This window comes from Chryseobacterium piscicola (genome assembly GCF_900156685.1).
Classification (GTDB): Bacteria; Bacteroidota; Bacteroidia; order Flavobacteriales; family Weeksellaceae; genus Chryseobacterium; species Chryseobacterium piscicola.
In genome coordinates, this window is sequence record NZ_FTOJ01000007.1 from 19,275 (window position 1) to 38,282 (window position 19,008).

A 19,008-nucleotide genomic window follows, 5' to 3' on the forward strand; every position below is an offset into this window, starting at 1 on the left:
ATGCACGAATTCAAAGCCGAAATAGCCAAACCCAATCCAAAATCAACCATTAATTCTTATCGAAGTTTTGGGTATAACTTATCGACCGCCATTGCTGATATTATTGATAATAGTATTTCTGCAAATGCTAATGAAATTGCTATTTCTTATAAATGGAATGGTCAAGATTCGTTTATTGCCATTAAAGATAATGGAGATGGAATGAATAAAGATGAATTGGTTGTAGCAATGACTCCGGGAAGTAAAGACCCAGAAGACGAACGAAACGAAAAAGATTTGGGTCGCTTCGGAATGGGATTGAAAACTGCATCTTTTTCTCAATGTAAAAGATTGACGTGTGTTTCTAAGCGTGTAAATTTTTCAACAATTAAAAGATGTTGGGATATTGATTTTATAAATGAAGAAAAAGAATGGCAACTCTTAGATTATATTTCTGATTCAGATTTAATTGATGAAATTAATGAGCAAAAGTCTGGAACATTAGTGCTTTGGGAAAAATTAGACAGGATTGTTGGTAAAGCTGAAAGCAATAATGAAAGTGTGAAGAATGCATTTTACCAAGAAATGGAAAATGTGCGAGAACATTTGAGTTTGGTGTTTCATAAATTCATTGAAAGCAAAAGAATCAAAATTTTCTTTCAGAATGAAGAAATTGAAGCCTATAATCCTTTTTTATTAAATCTCGACCCAAAACCCGAAATGGGATTGCCCGAAAAATTTGATAATGTAGAAGTTACTTACTTTATTTTGCCTCATATGTCTGAAATTGGTAAAGAAGACTACGATAAAACAGGAGGTTCTCTCGGCTGGTTCCAACAACAAGGATTTTATGTTTATCGTGGAGATAGGCTATTAGTTTCTGGAGATTGGTTGGGCTTGGAAAAGAAAAGAGATTACGCAAAACTGGCAAGAATTGCTGTAAATTTTTCTAATTCAAGTGATTTCAATTGGAATCTTGATATTAAAAAATCCACAGCAACACCGCCAATCGAAATCCGCCGTGAGCTTTCAAGAATTGCGAAAATGGCGGTTATGAAATCTGCTAAAATCTATAATTGGCGCGGGCAAAAAACAGTTTCGCAAATCACGAATTCAAATTATGAACCTTTATGGAAAGACGAAATTACTCGTGAAGGAATCAAGAAATATAAAATCAATAGAAAACATCCAATAATAAATTCATTATTGGCAGACAATAATAAGTTGATATCAAAAGCACTAAAACTTTTGGAAGAAAATGTGCCAATTGAATTGATTTTAAGCAATCAAAATGAAGACCCAGCTTTTCACGAATTAGAAAAACATTCGGAAACACCGAGTGATGATTTGTTAAATTTAGCCATTGAATTATACAAAATATATGTTCAGCAAGGTATTCCTGAATCTTTAGCAAAACAGCAAATTATGTCTTCAACGCCTTTTAATTTATTTCCACTAATTAATGACTATTTAAAATGAGTACATTACTACAATCTGCAAGAGCAATATCACATACTTTATTATCGCTGCATCAAGGACAAATTACTGATGAAGTATTATTTACCATTATTGAGAAGACCAAAGCAATGAATATTGTGGAGGGACAAATTTTTGATGAAGAAGAATTATTTGAAATTCTTCGTGCTGATTTCAGCATTGGAAGTGGAGCAATCACGGAACTTTATGATGAAAAAGTTACACCTTGGCTTAATGACGAAAAAGTAAATATAGATTTTGAATTGTGGAATAGGTACAAATTGGAAATGCAGAAAAACGACCCGTCATTTCCTGTAAATGATTTAGACGATTTCACAGATAAAATTCTTGACAAATGCGTAAATCCGAAAGAAACAAAATCCTTTGACAGAAGAGGAATGGTTGTTGGTCACGTTCAATCTGGTAAAACTTCAAATTATGTTGGTTTAATTAATAAAGCAACAGATGCGGGTTACAAAGTAATTATTGTAATTGCAGGAACAATCAGTTCATTGAGAAGACAAACGCAGGAAAGAATTGATTCAGGATACATCGGAAGAAACAGTTCTGCATTCATTAGAGAAAATGAAAACAAAATTATTGGCGTTGGACAATACAAAGTCAATACAGATATTTATTCTTTAACATCGTCGTACTACAAAACTGGAGACGAAGGAGATTTCAGTCAATCCGTTGCGAATAGATTAAACATTCCAATCGGAAAAAATCCAGTTGTTTTTGTCATCAAAAAAAACAAAAGCATTCTTGAAAATCTAATTGATTGGTTTTCTAAAGATGTTAATGCAAAAATTGTTGACGGTTCGCCAAAATTGTTTGATGTTCCGGTTTTAATAATTGACGACGAAGCCGATGCAGCTTCTGTAAATGCAAGCAAAAGTATCGATGACATTAAAACCATCAATAAATTAATAAGAACATTACTGAATTTATTCAACCAAAATACTTTTATTGGCTATACAGCAACGCCTTATGCAAATTTGTTTATTTCGCAAGAACATAACGATGAATTAACAACCATCGTAAAAAATAAAGAATATAAAATTGGAGAAGATTTATTTCCGAGAGATTTCATCATCAACATAAAAGCGCCTACAAACTACATTGGTGCTGCAAAAATATTTGGCTTTGAAAATCCGAACGGAGAAGAAAAAGAACCGTTGGATATTTTCAGAGCAATTAATGATTATGATCCTCCGTTTTTCAAAACCATCAACAAGAATAACAAAGAAGATTTACCAGAATATCTTCCGAAAAGTTTAGAAAAAGCAATTAAGTCTTTCATCCTTACTTGTGCAATCCGAAGATTAAGAGGTCACGAAAACAAACATAATTCAATGTTGATTCACGTTGCATTATTGGTAAAATGGATAGACAGAGTCGCTTCTTTGGTCAATGAAAAGACAAAAGAATACGCCAATGCAATCAGAAGTGAAGATGCTGGAATTTTATACGAACTTAAAGAATTGTATGAATCAGATTTTGTTCCAACGACAGACAATGTTTTAGAAAATTTAGATTATAAAGACATCCGAATCAAACAACATTCTTGGGAAGAAGTAAAAGGCGAATTGAAAAAAGCAGTATCAAAAATTGATGTTCGTTCAGTACACGGAACTCGCTCTACAACCAATTTAGAATATCACAATATTGAAGAAATTGATTACAACCGACACGAAAATGGGCTGTCTGTAATTGCAGTTGGCGGAAGCCGATTATCAAGAGGAATTACTTTGGAAGGATTGTCTGTAAGTTATTATTTGCGAACTACAAAAATGTACGATTCCCTAATGCAGATGGGTCGTTGGTTTGGTTATCGACCAGGTTATGTGGATTTGTGCAGATTGTACACCACCGAACAAATTTTCGAATGGTTCAACCATATTACAATGGCGACCGAAGAAATGCGAAATGATTTTGATGAAATGACAGCTTCACATCAACGTCCAAAAGATTTTAGATTAAAAGTTAGAAATCATCACGGTTTGATGACGATTACGAGTTTAGCAAAACTTCATTTTTCTAAAAATATTGATATTTCTTTTTCTGGAACGAATCCTCAAACTTATCAATTATTGAAAACGAAATCTGCAATTGAAAGTAATTTTAAAAATTTCCAATCATTGTTGAATATTGGAAATAAACCGGTTGAAATAGTTAAACATAAGGATGGGGATAAAATTCCAAGATATGTTTTGATTAAAGATTTTGACAAAGAAAAAATTGCAACTTTTTTAGATAATTTCAAAATTGATTTATTGAGAATTAAAAATGCCAAATTAGGAGAGTATGTTTTAGCTCAAAATGAAATAAAGGAATGGTCTGTTGCTATTGTTTCAAATACCGATACCGATACTTTTATTGATTTTAAAGGTGGTTCAAAAAAAGGTGAACGAGCCAATAATACAAAAGTAAAAACCTATCAAATTCAAATAGGCAGTGAAACTTTTGTGTTAGGTTGTTCAGTACGTAATCAACAATTAATGAGAGACGGAGAATATTATTTAATTTCAAAAAACCAAATTGACGATACAGTTGATAGACAAGTTGACTTAGCAGTTGCTGATTTAAAGAAAAATGATGCTATAAAAATTGAAAGAGAAAACGAGAAAAAAGGCTTGCTTTTAATTTATGCTTTAGACGAAAGAGGAACACCAAATGTAAACAACGGAATCCCAATAATTGGCTACAGTCTTCACTTTCCAAAGATTGAGAACGAAGTAAAAACTTCTTACACAACTACCATTTTTGATAGTTTCGACGAAGACCCACAAGAAGATGATGATTCTCCAAATAACGAAAACGAATAATTATGGTTAATATCAAATCAATTTGGGAAACCCAAAAACCAACAGGCGACATCATTATAAAAACAAGGATTGAAGATATTCCGCATCTCAATTGCTACGCGGCGACCAATCATATTACCGGACAGCATTTGTACATAATGTCTGTTTCCAAAAATGTAGAAATTCCGGAACTTAAAAATTATCGTTTCAAAAGCGTGGAGATTTTCATTGTTGAAACGGATAATTTTTGCGAACTGAATATCTATTTGCTCGACAATGATTTAAAAGATATTTTTTCATTATTTATTCAAAATATTTTAGAAGATATTGCCGAAAGCGTAACAGAAAATGAAGCCGTTACAAAAACCCTGAACGTTATTTCTAAATGGAAAAAACTATTTGACAAAATTAATTTCAATGGTTTAAGCATTGAACAACAGAAAGGTTTAATTGGCGAATTGCTTTTCATCAATCATCTTTTAGACCATCATAAATCTTCTTCAACTATTTTAAACGCTTGGACTGGACCCGATTTTGAAGACAAAGATTTTGTTTTTGGAGCAACCGGAATTGAAATAAAACTCACCTCCTCAAAATATCCAAAACTAAAAATTACCAACGAAGGACAATTGGACGCTCAAAATCTGAACGAGTTGTTTTTGATATTGTACACTGCGGAAGATGTGAAAGAAAATGGTTTTACACTCAATTCTTTAATTGACCAAACTCAACAAAAACTGTCTGCCAATATTGATGAACTCAAATTTTTCAATGAAAGATTAATGCTTTTGGGATATTTTGAAGAAGACAAAGAACATTACAACAAAATGTATTCTTTGAAAAAAACATATTCTTTTTCGGTATCTGAAGAATTTCCAAAAATCATAAAAAGTCAGCTTCCAGTTGGTGTATATAATACTTCTTATTTAATAGAACTTTCCGCTGTAGAAAATTTCATCGTAGAGATGGAAGAAATTATCCAAAATTTTTAATTAATGGAAAAAGCATTGCAAAATTACATTGAAGAATTAAAATCTGATGTAGCTTCTTTGGTTTATTCAGACGGAGAAGGAGCGAGTTTTGAAGATAAATTTACAGAATACTGCATCGAAGTTTTTGAATCTATTGGAAAGTCGGAAGGTGCAAGAGTTTTGTCGTACATTCATCCCAACAGTCAAGGCGGAATTGATTGGAAAATCAACGGTTATTGCTTGAAAGACCAATTCAAAGATGAAAATAATAAAAGCTATTTTGAAACTTTAGATCTGTTTATTACGTGTTTTAGAAACGACAGTTACGAGTACAATATTCTAAAAGATGAATACACAAAATCGCTGAATCAAATCAAAAGATTTATTAATTCTTCGCTCAAAAGACATATTGATTACATCGACCATTCGCATACAGAACTCAATGAATTGATAAAAATTATTGGAAAACAAGGCAAAGATTTCGACAGAATAAATGTTTATTTTTTAATTAATGGTTTCTCTAATCACGAAAAAGAAAAATTGGAAATTAATGAAGTAGATGTTTTTGTACACACTTGGGACGTGGCAAGATTATTTAAAATCAACGAAACCAATAGTGTTCACGAGCCTATAGAAATTGAGTTTGAAAAATTCACAGAAGAAGGAAAAGGTTTGCAATGCCTTCAAGTTCCGAGCATTGATGAAATGTACGATTGTTATTTGGCGATTGTTCCAGGCGAAGTTTTAGCCAATTTGTACAAAGAATTTTCTAACGAATTACTAGAAAGCAACGTTCGTGCATTTCTCGGTCAGGCTGGAAAATTTAATAAGGGAATTCGGGATACTATTCGTACAAAACCGCAAATGTTTTTGCCTTACAACAACGGAATCACTGCAACCGCCGAAAGCGTTGAAACAAAATCTGTAGACGGGCAACTGGTTATCACAAGACTGAATGATTTTCAAATCGTGAATGGCGGACAAACTACGGCTTCGCTTTATCACACGCAGAAAAAATACAAAGAAGCAGATTTGAGCAAAATTTTTGTTCAGATGAAACTCACGGTCATCAAAGACAAGGAGCAGAAAAACATTGAAGTTCCCAATATTTCACGCTTTGCAAATAGTCAAAATAAAGTTTCCGAATTGGATTTGTCTTCCAATAATCCATATTTTGTACAAATAGAAAATCTTTCTAGAAAGAAATATGTGGTAAATCCGGAAAATAAAAACCAATCGTTACTTTGGTTTTTTGAACGTGCAAACGGACAATACCGAGAAACGCTAAACAAACAAACACCAAGTCAGCAGAAAAAATTCAAGGAACAAAATCCTTCTCATCTTAAATTTGTAAAGTCAGACGTTGCTAAGTTTATTAATCTTTGGGAATTGGAGCCGCATTTTGTGTCGCAAGGTTCGCAGAAAAATTTCATTCATTTCACTAAAAAAATTAATATTTTAGTAAGTAAAAATAAGTTGCCTGGCGAAAATCTCTACAAAAAATTGATTGCAAATGCCATTTTATTCAAGTCGATAGATAAATTATTCGGACGCAAAAATGTAGATGCCATCGGCGATACCAACTTAAAATCATTTGTCGTTGCTTACACACTTTCCTATTTCCATTATTTGACAGATAATCGATTGGATTTATGGAAAATCTATGAACACCAAAAAATAGATGATGCACTGACGAATCATTTCAAAAAGCTTTTAGTTTTTGTGTACGATCATTTGGTAAAAGAGGCCAGCAACAGTTTGATTTCCGAATATGCCAAAAGAGAATCTTCTTGGAACAAACTGAAAGAATCGCCTTACAATGAAGATGTACAGGAAGTTGTAGCAACCTATTTAATTTCTAGCGAAGAAAAAGAAAACCGAGAAAATGAAAAGGAAATTGACACTAATAATGAAGAAAACCGTCTTTTCATCATCAGTGAAATTCACAAGTTTGGATTGAAATTCTGGGATGGCTTTTGTATTTATCTAGCCAAATATTCTCTTGAAGATTTTAGTAGACATTCGGTGGAAGAAGTTTTAAAGGCTATTCAGAAAAATAAAAATCTATTGCCTCGAGATATTACTGTCGGCAAAAAAGTGATTCAGTATGTTGCCGAAAATCCTTCGTTTTTAGAGGAAACAAAAGCTTTATCTAAATTTGAAAACCAAGAATCTGTAGAAATTAAATTTATGTTTGACAGATTAAAACTCCTTTCAAAAGACGATTGGAAAAAAATAATCGACTTGGCCAATCAAACCAGAATTTTCACCATACCGGAATTGGGCAATGTAAAATCAATACAATTAGTCTTGGCGAAAAATGAACAAATAAAAGAGCAATCTTTGATGAAAGCTTTTGAGTCTTTGTTGAAGCTGAAGAAGTTTGGGATAAAAGTGTAGGTATAAATGATCAAAAAAAAAAAAATTCATTTAAATAAAAAAATGATCTGCCAAAAATAAATTTCACAATTAGAGCTTTAGCCCAATGTAAATTTTGTAGCATCAAAGGGTTTAGCCGAAACTAATAGGAGGTTTTGGCTAAAACTAAGCCTTTATTATTAGTTCCTAAAACGAGCTAACCCCTTCCCTATTGATATTTGTAAAAAATTTAACATTCGGAATCCGGTTGATAATGAAATATAGCATTTCCAAATCTGCCGAAAAATAATCACATAGGCCCACTTTTTAGTCTCAATAATCTGGAACTAATATTGTTTTCATAATCCATTAAGATTTTATTCCCGCTTAAAATCAAATTTTCCGTTAACGGTACTGAGTAAGAATCTTAGACTTCAATTATCAACTTCACAATTATTTCTTGCTTTTCATACGGTAGTCTTTCATTTTCAGATTACCTTTTATAGGAGACATCTTATCTTCTCGGCTAAAATATTCGTCTTGTATTTTTGTAGTTTGCAAAGCTTCAGACGACTTGTTTTTTATAAAAACTTCTTCCTCCATTTCTTTAGAAAATCTCCAAAATTAAACCATTGGTGTCGCCTAACTGTAAAGTAAAATTTTATAAACCAGATTTTTTGTACTTCAAAATGTACATAATGAGCCGATTACAAAGATTATTCGGCTCATTTTTACAAGAGCTAATTCTTTTATGTTATTCACCAAGATTACTTTATACATTCTGTAGACTTGGTTTCAAATATGAGGCTGACTAAGTTTTTTTTGCAAAATTTCTTGAATTCTGTATTACAATTGAGTAAGAAAACAAAGTATAATCAATAGTAAACAGTACCAATTATTTAAAATAATTTTTAAAAGATGATATGCGTTTCTAAAATAGTATTTATTGCTATTTTTGTAAAAATCAAAAATAGCTAAATGAAAATAAATCTATTTGTTTTTCTAATATTTTGCTTCCAAATTTCGCTGGCTCAAGAGGTAAATATTGTTAAATTAAATGACAAAATTTATGAGTATAATAATAATTTAGAATATAAAAAATCTCAGGATACACTCCTACATCTGCTTTCAAACGAAAACTTAACTGCGCATGACCAGATAGAAATTAATATCTTGTTATCTATGACCTATAAAAGATTGCAGGATTACAAATCAGTGCTATTGTATCTATCTGACGCTAAAAAAATCGCTGTAGAAAACAAGCTTATAGTTTCTGAAGATGAGATTAACGCCCAATTTGCATTTGCCTTTTTCGATACGCAAAATTACAAGAAGGCTGATAAAATAATGAAAAAGATTGCTGCAGAAAACTACAGAAACTTGAACAGCGATAGTAAATCTAAAATTTTGATGCAACAGGGATATATAGAGTTTCTAAGCATCAATTATGAAGCTGCAGAGAATTTTTATAAAAAAGCTTCCGGATTAATGCAGAAAGATAATCACTGTGATTTACCTATTGTTTTTGGAAAACAAATACAATTATATTTTGCCACGAAAGAATTTGAGAAGGCAAATAATTATTACAAAAAAGGGATTGAAAAAGCAAAGGAGTGCCACATAATAAAATATGAGATATACTTGGCAGAGGTAATGATGAACATTTATAAAGACAGGAAAGATGCAACTAATACTTTTAAATTTCAAAAAAAATATGATTCTTTAACTCTTATTTTAAAACCTGCAGAAAATTTACAGGAACTTCACTTCGATAGAGAATTAAAATCCAGAGACAACGAACAGAAAGAAAAAAAATATTGGTGGATCACTGTCATTTCTTACACAATTGCATTATTGCTGCTTTTCATTATTATAATTTTAGTGCTAAGATATTCCTTTAAACTAAAACGAATAAACAAAGCTCAAGTTCACACTATAGGAGAGATGAGAACGATGGTGACGCAATATGAATTTAATGAAAAAACAAATGTTTCTAACCTCTCATTATTAAACAAGAGACAACTTAGCATCATTGATATGATAAAAGAAGGAAAAAGTTATAAAGAAATTGCGAATCAACTTCATGTCTCCGAAAACACAATAAAATATCATATAAAAATTATTTATGATATCCTGAATATTAAGAAAAGAAGTCAATTAAAAGATTTTGAATGATTTTACAAAAAACGACTACTGATAATCAAGCTATTAAAATTTTCTCCCTATTTAAATAATTTCGTAGAACTGTTTTTTTTCATAAAACTATCAATTTTCTATTCTCTAAACTACCCAAAAACTACCCGTTTATTTTCGTTTTTTTACATTTTATGAAGTTTCTTTGCTTCGTAAAATATAAAAACACATGGTATTTTTAAAAACAAAATTTTGGATGGCAGTCATTATTTGCTTAGTAAATAGTCTGCCTTTGAAGATGAATGACATAAAATCAGTTATGGAAACTATGAAATAATTTTGCACCTCAGCAAAAAATTTTCAATAATTATAATATCTATAAAAACTAAAAAAAATCAAATTCTATAATCATGAAAAAAATCAATCAGTTATTAGTTGCGGCAGCTTTAATGTTCAGCTCAATTATCTCCGCTCAGGCGCCAAATTTATTAAGTTATCAGGCGGTAGTTCGAAATTCTAGCAACAATATTGTAATAAACCAATCCGTGGGTATGCGTATCAGTATTTTGCAGGGTTCAGCAACGGGGACGGCAGTTTATGTAGAAACGCAGACCGCAACCTCCAACGCGAACGGTCTTGTAAGTTTACAGATCGGTGGTGGAACCGTTGTAACGGGTACTTTTGCCAATATCAACTGGGCAGGGAGCACTTATTTTGTAAAAACAGAGACCGATCCTGCAGGCGGAACCAATTACAGCATTACCGGGACACAGCAACTGCTCAGCGTTCCTTATGCTTTATCGGCGAAAAACGGCGTACCAACTGGCGGTACAACTAACCAGGTTTTAGCAAAAGTTAACGGTACTGATTTTAACGCACAATGGGTTACACCAACTTTTACAACTACTTACCCCAACGTGGAATTGGATATTAGAAACAATGTTTCACAATCTATTACAAGTTTAGGAAATGGAACTTCTGCAAATCTTGTAATATTTTCTGGAAGTAATTCAGCAAATGCCGCGCTAACAGGAGGAAATACATGGAATGGTTCAACATTTACCGTTGGTTCAACTGGTGCGGGATGGTATCAAATAAATGCACAAATTGTTGGAACTACAACCGATGGCGTAAGTTCAAGCATTGTTGGAATCCCTTTTTATATGGACTTAAATAACGCTATAGGTGGTACAATGACTAGTGCAATTTTATATCGTTCAAATTATACTACACAAACTAACAGCTCACATTTAAAAAATAATAATACAATAAATACTTTACTTTATTTATCAGCTGGTAATACATTAAACTTTTATGGTTTTAGTGCGAGTAATTCAGTGACAGGTAATACAAGTAATAATGGTGGTACATATTTGAATATAATTAGAATTAAATAAATTAAAAAATAATATTTAAAAATAAAATAAATCCCGACAACACTAATTTGCAATCCATGCCGAAAAAGTGAAAAAGACACGGACTATTTTAAATTCTTTCTCAATTTTCTCATAAAACACAAATGATGAAAACTAATTAAACTTAAAACTTAAAACCTACAATTATGAATCAAAAAAAATTATTTATTGCGCCTTTGTTGCTTGTTCTGGCGCAGATGAATGCACAACAGACAGTGGCAACTTCTGGCGGTAATGCTACAGGAAGTGGCGGTACCGCTAGTTACACAGTTGGGCAGGCGATGTACACTACAAGCACAGGAACTGCTGGCTCTTTATCATCCGGGGTGCAGCAAGATTACAGTATCACAGCTTTTCTAGGAACTGATAATCTTAATATCAGTCTGCAAGTTTCCGTTTACCCAAATCCTGTAGTTTCCCAGCTTAGTTTAAAAATTAAAAATACAGATGTTAAAAGTCTTTCTTACCAGCTGTATGATCTAAGCGGAAGAATAATCAGCAAACAAAAAATATCTGCAGAAACCACTTCTATAGAAATGGGGCAATTGCCGCCGTCAACATTTATCTTAAAAGTTTTGCAGGGTACAAAAGACTTGAAAACATTTAAAATTATTAAAAAATAAACTATAATGAAAAATTTATTCTTTTTAGTTGCCGTATTATTGGCATCTTTTTCTTTCGGACAGGCTCCGAACCAGCTGAGCTATCAGGCAGTTGTAAGAAACTCTAGCAATGCATTGGTAATGAATCAATCTGTAGGAATTAAATTCAGCATTCTTAAAACATCTGCTACAGGAACTGTGGTGTATTCTGAAACCCAGTCAGCAACTACTAACGCTAATGGGTTGGTTAGCACAGAATTGGGAAGCGGGACAGTTACAAGTGGCTCTTTAACCACAATCGACTGGAGTGCAGATAAATACTTTGTAAAAACAGAAATAGATCCTTCTGGTGGAACTTCATACAATATCACCGGAACACAGCAACTTCTTAGCGTGCCTTATGCTTTAAATGCTAAAACTGCAGATAATGGACTGAAAAACGGAACAGCCGCAGGACAAATTGTTGTAACAGGATCTTCGGCACCTTTTGCAGCACAATCTCCGGCAACAGTTACGGGAGATATTTCAATCTCTAGCAATGCAGTTACAAGTATTAATAACAATGCAGTAAGTACCGCCAAAATAAATGACGGGGCGGTTACAAACCCAAAATTAGCAGATGCTTCCGTTACAACAGGAAAAATTTCGGCAACAGGAACAGCAAGTGCAACTACTTATTTAAGAGGTGATGGAAGTTGGTCTACGCCAACCACTGGTACTACTTTACCCACTCAAACCGGAAATAATGGAAAGTTCTTAACTACTGACGGAAGCAATCTTTCCTGGGGGTCAACTTCTTCGTCCGCCGGAACTACTTATGAGGTATATGCAACTATAACTGTTGCTCAAAGCACAGCAGTGGGATCTTCACTTTCTTTACCTTCACCGGTTAATTTTTCAAGCAATACTTCGCCTGCTGTTCTAACGGGTGGTAATACTTTTACAAATGTAACGGATCCAAATGCAAATACAGGTACGTCTAATACAAATGCAAACCTAATAAGTAAATTTACTGCAACAACTGCCGGATTGTATTTTGTAGATATTCAATTGGTCAGTTCAAACACGTATAGTTTTTTAATGTTGGATTATAATGGTCTAGGAAACGTAGAAACAAGTTATTTTGGTACAGGATCTTCACTAGGGAATAACGCTAATCAAAGTCCATATAAACAGCGAAGTACCTTGCAAAGGCTCGTTTATATGAATGCCAATGACTTTTTCTATATCCGCGCGGCATCAGGAAGTACAGTTATAGGTGCTGATTTTGCTGCTTCAAAGGCGAACTACATCAAAATTATAAAACTAAAATAAGTTTTAAAACTCGACAATTGCACATTCCACCAATTGGGATGTGCTTTTTGTTTTTATTGGTTTTATGAAAATAAAAAATTTTATTGGCTTTTCTGTAATTCTTCTTTTTTTAGAAGTGTTACTCTTTCGTGAATTTATTTTCGGGGATCTGTATTTTATATTTAAAGATTTAGGATCAGATTCTTATGTGAATGATTATCCTTTGCTTTATAACAGAATGCTTGCAGCAAAAGATGGCTTTTTGCCTAGCTGGTCTTTTCATAATGGCTTGGGAGAAAATTTATACCCTTACTCATTTGAACCTTTTTCCTGGTTTCTTTTTAAAGTTACAGGTATTTCAGCGGAGCAAATGATGCTGATCATTCCTTTGATTTACATCTATCTTTCGGGTTTAATGATGTATCTTTTTCTTTCAGAGCATAAATTAGCCTTTACCGCAAAAGTATTTGCTTCCCTGTCTTGGGCATTTTCCGGCTACTACATTTTGTCTGCAACGTGGTCGGTCACTTTATTTTGCCCTATCGCATTTCATTTTTCATTTTTACTTTTTGCTTTGCAAAGGTGTTTTACTTCCAAAGAATACCATTGGATCGTCATTGTTTTTGCATTGATAGGAATCAGTTATCCCGTAAATTTATTTTTTGCTCTTATTTTTTGTGTTGCATATTGTATCCTCTTTTTATATCGTAACCAACCTGAAAAGAAAATCTACTTCAATAGAATTTTATTTCTTGGTATAAGTGCAGCAATTGGCATAGGTTTAAGTTGCTGGATGCTTTTAAGCAGTATAAGTCTAATGAAAAACAGCCCAAGAGGTTCAAACGAAATTTCTACGTTTCAAGTTTTCCCGGATTTTATATCAGATAAAAATGAACTTATTTCTACCATTTACCGATTGTTTAGTCCAAATATATTGGGAGATGTTAATAATTTTTCACTTTACAGAAATTATTTTGAAGCGCCTTTATTGTACTGTGGGATTTTCACGCTGTTATTATTTTCTCAGATTTCTATTTTAGGTAAAAAAGGGAAATTTATTGCTATAATAAGCGTCTTGCCAATGGTTTTAATTTTCCTTTCGCCAGCGATAAGAAATTTGGTTTGGTTTTACTCGGGAGATTATTACAGGGTTTTAAATACATTTTTCGCTTTAATGCTTTGCGTTATTTCGGGATTTATTTTTTCTGGAATAATTAATTCTCGAAAAGTTTTTATAAAGCCGTTATTGATTACGGCGGTATTTTGCATTGTGATTTTACTTTTCGGGTTGTTAAATTTTAAAGAAAATCATCCCTCAAAATTTTTAATTCCTGTATTTTTTACTCTAACATATACCGGAATTTTATTTTTTAGCAAAAAAATAAAGTTTAAGAGACTTATCATCTTTATTTTACCTGTTTTGTTGGTTGAAATAATAACGATGTCGTCACAAATTATTTCTCAAAGAAATATTTGCAGCACCAGTGATATTTTAAAAAAGGGTTACTATGATGACTCTTTTGAAGCAATAAAAAATATTAATAAAACTGATAAAACTTTTTTCAGGATAGAAAAAGATTTTTATTCAGGTATTTCCTGGCTCGCTTCTTATAATGAGGCCAAAATTCAAAATTATAATTCTTCTGCCGTATACAATTCCTTCAACAACAAAAATTACATTAACTTCCTTAAAGTTTTCGGGGTAATAAAGCCCGGTAAAGAGCCCGAAACAAGATTTGTAAAAGGGTTAGGAAGTTCTCCATTTCTGATGAAACTTTGTTCTGTAAAATATTTTGTTGCTTCAAAACCAGAAAGTGATCAACTTTTAAAATTGGGTTTTGAAGAAGTTGATGATAAAGGTAATTTTAAGATTCTCAAAGATCCAAATTCACTTCCGTTTGGCTTTTGTTATGACAACATTTTAGGAGTAAGAGAGTTTAATAAATATTCAAAAAAAGAAAAGGAATCGTTTGGTTCAAGATATTTAGTAGTCGATGATAAAGACCTGAGGCAATTTAAAAACTCAAAAATTCAAGCAGAATTTCCAAAAGACAATATTTACGAACAGACAGATTCATTAAAAATTAATCATTTTTCTAACAACCATATTTCTGGTACCATCAATGTTGCCAATTCCAAATTTTTATTTTTTTCTATGCCTTTTGATGAGGGCTGGAAAGTGAAAGACAATGGTAAATTGGTCAATATTTACAAGGCATTTGGAGGATTAACTTTTATTCCTTTAAAAAAAGGAAATCACAAAATTATATTGGATTACAGTCCACCTTTTAAACTATTGGGAATTTATATTTCTACATTATCTTTGGTGCTGTTTATCGGATTATTATTTTATCAGAAAAAAAAATTAGCCAATGGAAAGGATATTAAATTTCATTCGTAATAGCCATTATTCAGGTTTATTTGTTGCCATTATCGCAATGTTAATCTATCTGAATTCTGTCCCGAATAAATGGGCGGTTGATGATACTGTGGTTATTCATAAAAATCAGTTGGTTCAAAGAGGAATCGGAGGAATTCCTGATATTTTCACGCACGATTTTATGTATGGAAGTTCCGGACAAAACACTGACGCAGTTTCCGGCGGAAGATGGCGGCCGCTAACACCAACAATCTATGCAATCTTTTCAGAATTACTTGCAAAACCAGCAGTTGACGCTATTACCGGAAAAATAAGAACAGATAAAAACGGCAACGTACTCAATGATCTATCAGAAAAAACCACATTTCCGAATATGATGCATTTTCTGAATGTTTCGCTGTATGGATTATTGTGTTGGGTTTTATACCGATTTTTATTCTTAATCTTTGAGAAACATAAACAAGGCTTTCTATTGGCTTTTATTACATCACTTTTGTTTGCAGTACACCCAATTCATACAGAAGTTGTTGCCAATGTAAAAGGAAGTGATGAAATTTTATCATTGCTCTTTTCTTTGCTTTCTGCTACGCTCTTTTTTAAAATTTTCACCAAACCCAGTTCAAATAAATGGCCTTTAATTTTTTTAGCCTCATTTTATTTTTTCCTTGGAAGCCTTGCAAAAGAAAATGCATTAATGTTTGTTGTAGTTATCCCATTAACACTTTGGTTTTTTGGGAATTTAAAATTTAGAAAAGTACTTTTATCGTTTGGCTTTTTAATTATTCCAGTTATCATCTATTTTGGATTGAGAACAAATGCTGCGGGAGTTATAGATCTAAAATCTAAAAATGATACGGAAATGATGAATAATCCATTTCTTGTCCTCAATAAAAATGCAGAATTCAAACCACTTTTGGAAGGATCTGATGTAATGGTTTTACAAAATCCTTCTTTACAAAGTATCACTGAAATGCCTTTTGCAAATAAGATGGCGACCAATATTTACACTTTTGGCAGATATTTAAAATTGCTAATTATCCCAACGCCTTTAACTTATGATTATTATCCCAGACATATTTCTGTAAAATCATTTTCAGACCTAAGTGTTTGGCTTTCATTAATTCTAAATCTTGGACTTGTGATACTTGCCATTTTAGGTTTGAAAAAGAAAAGAATTTATAGTTTTGGAATTCTCTTTTATTTTATAACGTTCTCAATTGTCTCAAATGTTTTTTTCCCGATCGGAACCAATATGGGAGAGCGGTTTATGTTTATGCCTTCTTTGGGCATCTTAATAGCGATTTCCTGTTTTTTAGTGCTTTTATTCGATAAAATTGGCGCGAGATTGATTTTAGGATCAGTGGGAATAGTTAGCATTTTATATATCGCAATTACTATAAATAGAAATCCGGTTTGGAAAGATAATCTTACTTTATTCTCACACGATATCAAAATTTCAAAAAATAGCGCTAAAGTAAAATCAGATTTTGGTGAAGCCGTTTTAGAAAAGATTGCTAACCAATCGTTTCAGATCCAGGAAGAGGAAAGATCTTTGACGGATGATGAAATTGCGGAAAATATAAATTTACTGCAAGAATCTCTCCCCTATTACAAAGAAGCATTAGATATCCACCCAATGTATGGACTTGTTTGGTTTAACCTCGCCAGAACCGATAAAATGCTTGGCGATGAAGAAACAATAACAGCCAAAGAGCGGTTGCAATATCTGAAAACTGCGGAAGCTGCATATCAAATGACGGAAACCTATAAGCCCATACAGTATTTGAAAGATATAAACACTTTTAAAAGCCTTTGTTACACCTCTTTGGGAAAATTATACGGAAAGGATTTCGGTGATATCAATACAGCTTTTACTTATCTTCATCTTGCCGAAAAAACAGATACAAATAATTCCTATGCAGATTTTCTTTTAGGAACTGCATACTCAATCAAGGGAGATCAAGAAAAGAGCTATTTCTACACAAAAAAGGCTTACGAAAAGCAACCAGAAAACCGAGATTATAAAGAAAATTACGCATTAAGTATTCAAAAATATGTTTTTGCGGGAAAATTGCCTAAAATAGATTTAAAAAAATCAGAAAAATTATTTCAAGAGGTAGTAAAATCTGCAAAATCACTTCCGGATGAAAACAAAGAGAAGGGCGAAATTATTAAAAGAAATTTGAGTTTTTTGTATGAAAATTACATGGCTCAGGATCGAAAACAAGACGCTCAAAAAATTCTTCCTCAATTACAAAAATAATTACTCAAAGTATTAATTTTATGATTAAAAATAGAAGAGTGATTATTGTACTTCCTGCCTATAATGCAGAAAAAACATTAAGCCAAACTTATTCAGAAATACCTTTTGATATTGTTGATGATGTAATTTTGGTAGACGATCATAGTTCAGACAACACTTTTGAAGAGGCCCATCGGTTGAATATTAAACATATCATAAAACACGATGAAAATAAAGGCTACGGAGCTAATCAAAAGACCTGTTATGATAAAGCATTACAGCTAGGCGCAGATATAATAGTAATGCTGCACCCGGATTACCAATATACCCCAAAACTAATTACCGCAATGTGCAGTTTAATTGCTAATGAAGTTTATCCTGTGGTTTTAGGTAGTCGTATTTTGGGAAAAGGTGCTTTAAAAGGTGGAATGCCAATTTATAAATACATTGCCAATCGTTTCCTTACCTTGGTTCAAAATCTTTTAATTAATCAAAAATTAAGCGAATACCACTCGGGATATCGTGCTTATAATCGAGCAGTGTTGGAAAAAATCAACTATCACAAAAACAGCAATGATTTTATCTTCGATAATCAGGTTATCACCCAAATTTTCGATGCAGGATTTGAAATTGGAGAAATCAGTTGTCCCACAAAATATTTTCCGGAAGCATCAAGCATCAATTTTAGCAGAAGTGTAAAGTACGGATTTGGAGTACTTTCAGTTAGTTTTTGTTCAATGTTTAAGAAAAATTTTCACATTAAATAAAAAAATCAGGAACGTTAGTCCCTGATTCAGTTTTTAAGATCTACAAATAACTGATTTGTAGTTGTTTGTGGAGTTGGAGGGATTCGAACCCTCGTCCAAACAAGCAATACATAAGATTTCTACATGCTTATTTCGCTATTGATTTTCGAGCCTAAGCAGAGAGCAAACACCCAACTTAAACCTTAGCTTCTGAATTTTTCGAGTCTTAGTCAAAGCTCCTAAAACCTTATTTCTGCATTACTATATCTCAGAATCAAACGCCGCAAAACAGAGCATTTGTGAGACATCTTGCTTCCTTACTATCTTCGGGAAAGCGCCTAAAATCTTACTTTATTCGGATTAAGCTGCAAGAGCGAACTCTTCGTTGCCAGTTAAAATTTTGTAGCAAGGGATTTAAGAGATCGCGCTACGGTTCTCTGCATGCTTACTTACCCATTGATCTTGCTGTCGAAACCAGTCAACCCCATGTTTAGTAATTACAAATATACAATTTTTTGTTTAAATTCAATTCATATTAATATTTTATGAAAAATAAAATCAATTTTAAAAAGAAATACTTTGGTAATCAATAAAAAAATTATACTT

Annotated in this window: 12 protein-coding genes and 1 other RNA gene; 11 read left to right on the plus strand and 2 right to left on the minus strand. The window is 32.5% G+C overall.

Features of this window, described 5'->3' with window-relative positions; genetic code table 11:
- From BW939_RS11045 to BW939_RS11060, 4 genes are read left to right on the plus strand one after another with little or no spacing between them, the layout of a single operon-like run.
- Positions 1-1,458, plus strand: a complete 1,458-nt coding sequence (locus BW939_RS11045) for an ATP-binding protein (protein ID WP_076452091.1) — start codon at positions 1-3, stop codon at positions 1,456-1,458.
- Positions 1,455-4,283, plus strand: coding sequence for a Z1 domain-containing protein (locus BW939_RS11050; protein WP_076452092.1), 2,829 nt, complete (start codon positions 1,455-1,457; stop codon positions 4,281-4,283). The genes BW939_RS11045 and BW939_RS11050 overlap by 4 nt, the downstream gene beginning before the upstream one ends.
- Before the next feature lie 2 nt (positions 4,284-4,285).
- Complete coding sequence (locus BW939_RS11055) at positions 4,286-5,254, plus strand: PD-(D/E)XK motif protein (RefSeq protein ID WP_076452093.1); 969 nt, start codon at positions 4,286-4,288, stop codon at positions 5,252-5,254.
- 3 nt (positions 5,255-5,257) lie between these two features.
- Positions 5,258-7,633, plus strand: a complete 2,376-nt coding sequence (locus tag BW939_RS11060) for an AIPR family protein (RefSeq protein ID WP_076452094.1) — start codon at positions 5,258-5,260, stop codon at positions 7,631-7,633.
- 411 nt (positions 7,634-8,044) lie between these two features.
- Here BW939_RS11060 and BW939_RS15855 read toward each other — a convergent pair whose 3' ends face one another.
- Entirely contained in the window at positions 8,045-8,194 is a 150-nt protein-coding gene (locus BW939_RS15855) for a hypothetical protein (RefSeq protein ID WP_159439268.1), read from the minus strand.
- Between the two features lie 375 nt (positions 8,195-8,569).
- Here BW939_RS15855 and BW939_RS11065 point away from each other — a divergent pair, with 375 nt between their 5' ends.
- The 7 genes from BW939_RS11065 to BW939_RS11095 all read left to right on the plus strand — a co-directional run bounded on the left by BW939_RS11065 (position 8,570) and on the right by BW939_RS11095 (position 18,423).
- Entirely contained in the window at positions 8,570-9,766 is a 1,197-nt protein-coding gene (locus BW939_RS11065; protein WP_076452095.1) for a LuxR C-terminal-related transcriptional regulator, read from the plus strand.
- Positions 9,767-10,275: 509 nt separating this feature from the next.
- Complete coding sequence (locus tag BW939_RS15950) at positions 10,276-11,121, plus strand: hypothetical protein (protein WP_185115892.1); 846 nt, start codon at positions 10,276-10,278, stop codon at positions 11,119-11,121.
- A gap of 164 nt (positions 11,122-11,285) precedes the next feature.
- On the plus strand, positions 11,286-11,762 hold the full coding sequence (locus BW939_RS11075) for a T9SS type A sorting domain-containing protein (protein WP_076452097.1): 477 nt from the start codon (positions 11,286-11,288) through the stop codon (positions 11,760-11,762).
- Between the two features lie 6 nt (positions 11,763-11,768).
- Positions 11,769-13,055, plus strand: a complete 1,287-nt coding sequence (locus BW939_RS11080) for a hypothetical protein (RefSeq protein ID WP_076452098.1) — start codon at positions 11,769-11,771, stop codon at positions 13,053-13,055.
- A 64-nt stretch (positions 13,056-13,119) separates the two neighbouring features.
- Entirely contained in the window at positions 13,120-15,435 is a 2,316-nt protein-coding gene (locus tag BW939_RS11085) for a YfhO family protein (protein WP_076452099.1), read from the plus strand.
- On the plus strand, positions 15,407-17,677 hold the full coding sequence (locus BW939_RS11090) for a tetratricopeptide repeat protein (protein WP_076452100.1): 2,271 nt from the start codon (positions 15,407-15,409) through the stop codon (positions 17,675-17,677). Before BW939_RS11085 ends, BW939_RS11090 begins: the two co-directional genes overlap by 29 nt.
- 20 nt (positions 17,678-17,697) lie before the next feature.
- A complete protein-coding gene (locus BW939_RS11095; RefSeq protein WP_076452101.1) occupies positions 17,698-18,423 on the plus strand; it encodes a glycosyltransferase family 2 protein in 726 nt (241 codons plus the stop codon).
- Between the two features lie 65 nt (positions 18,424-18,488).
- On the opposite strand, the gene ssrA is transcribed toward BW939_RS11095, so the two are convergent.
- Positions 18,489-18,888: a transfer-messenger RNA gene (gene ssrA, locus BW939_RS11100) on the minus strand.
- Positions 18,889-19,008 lie beyond the last annotated feature (120 nt).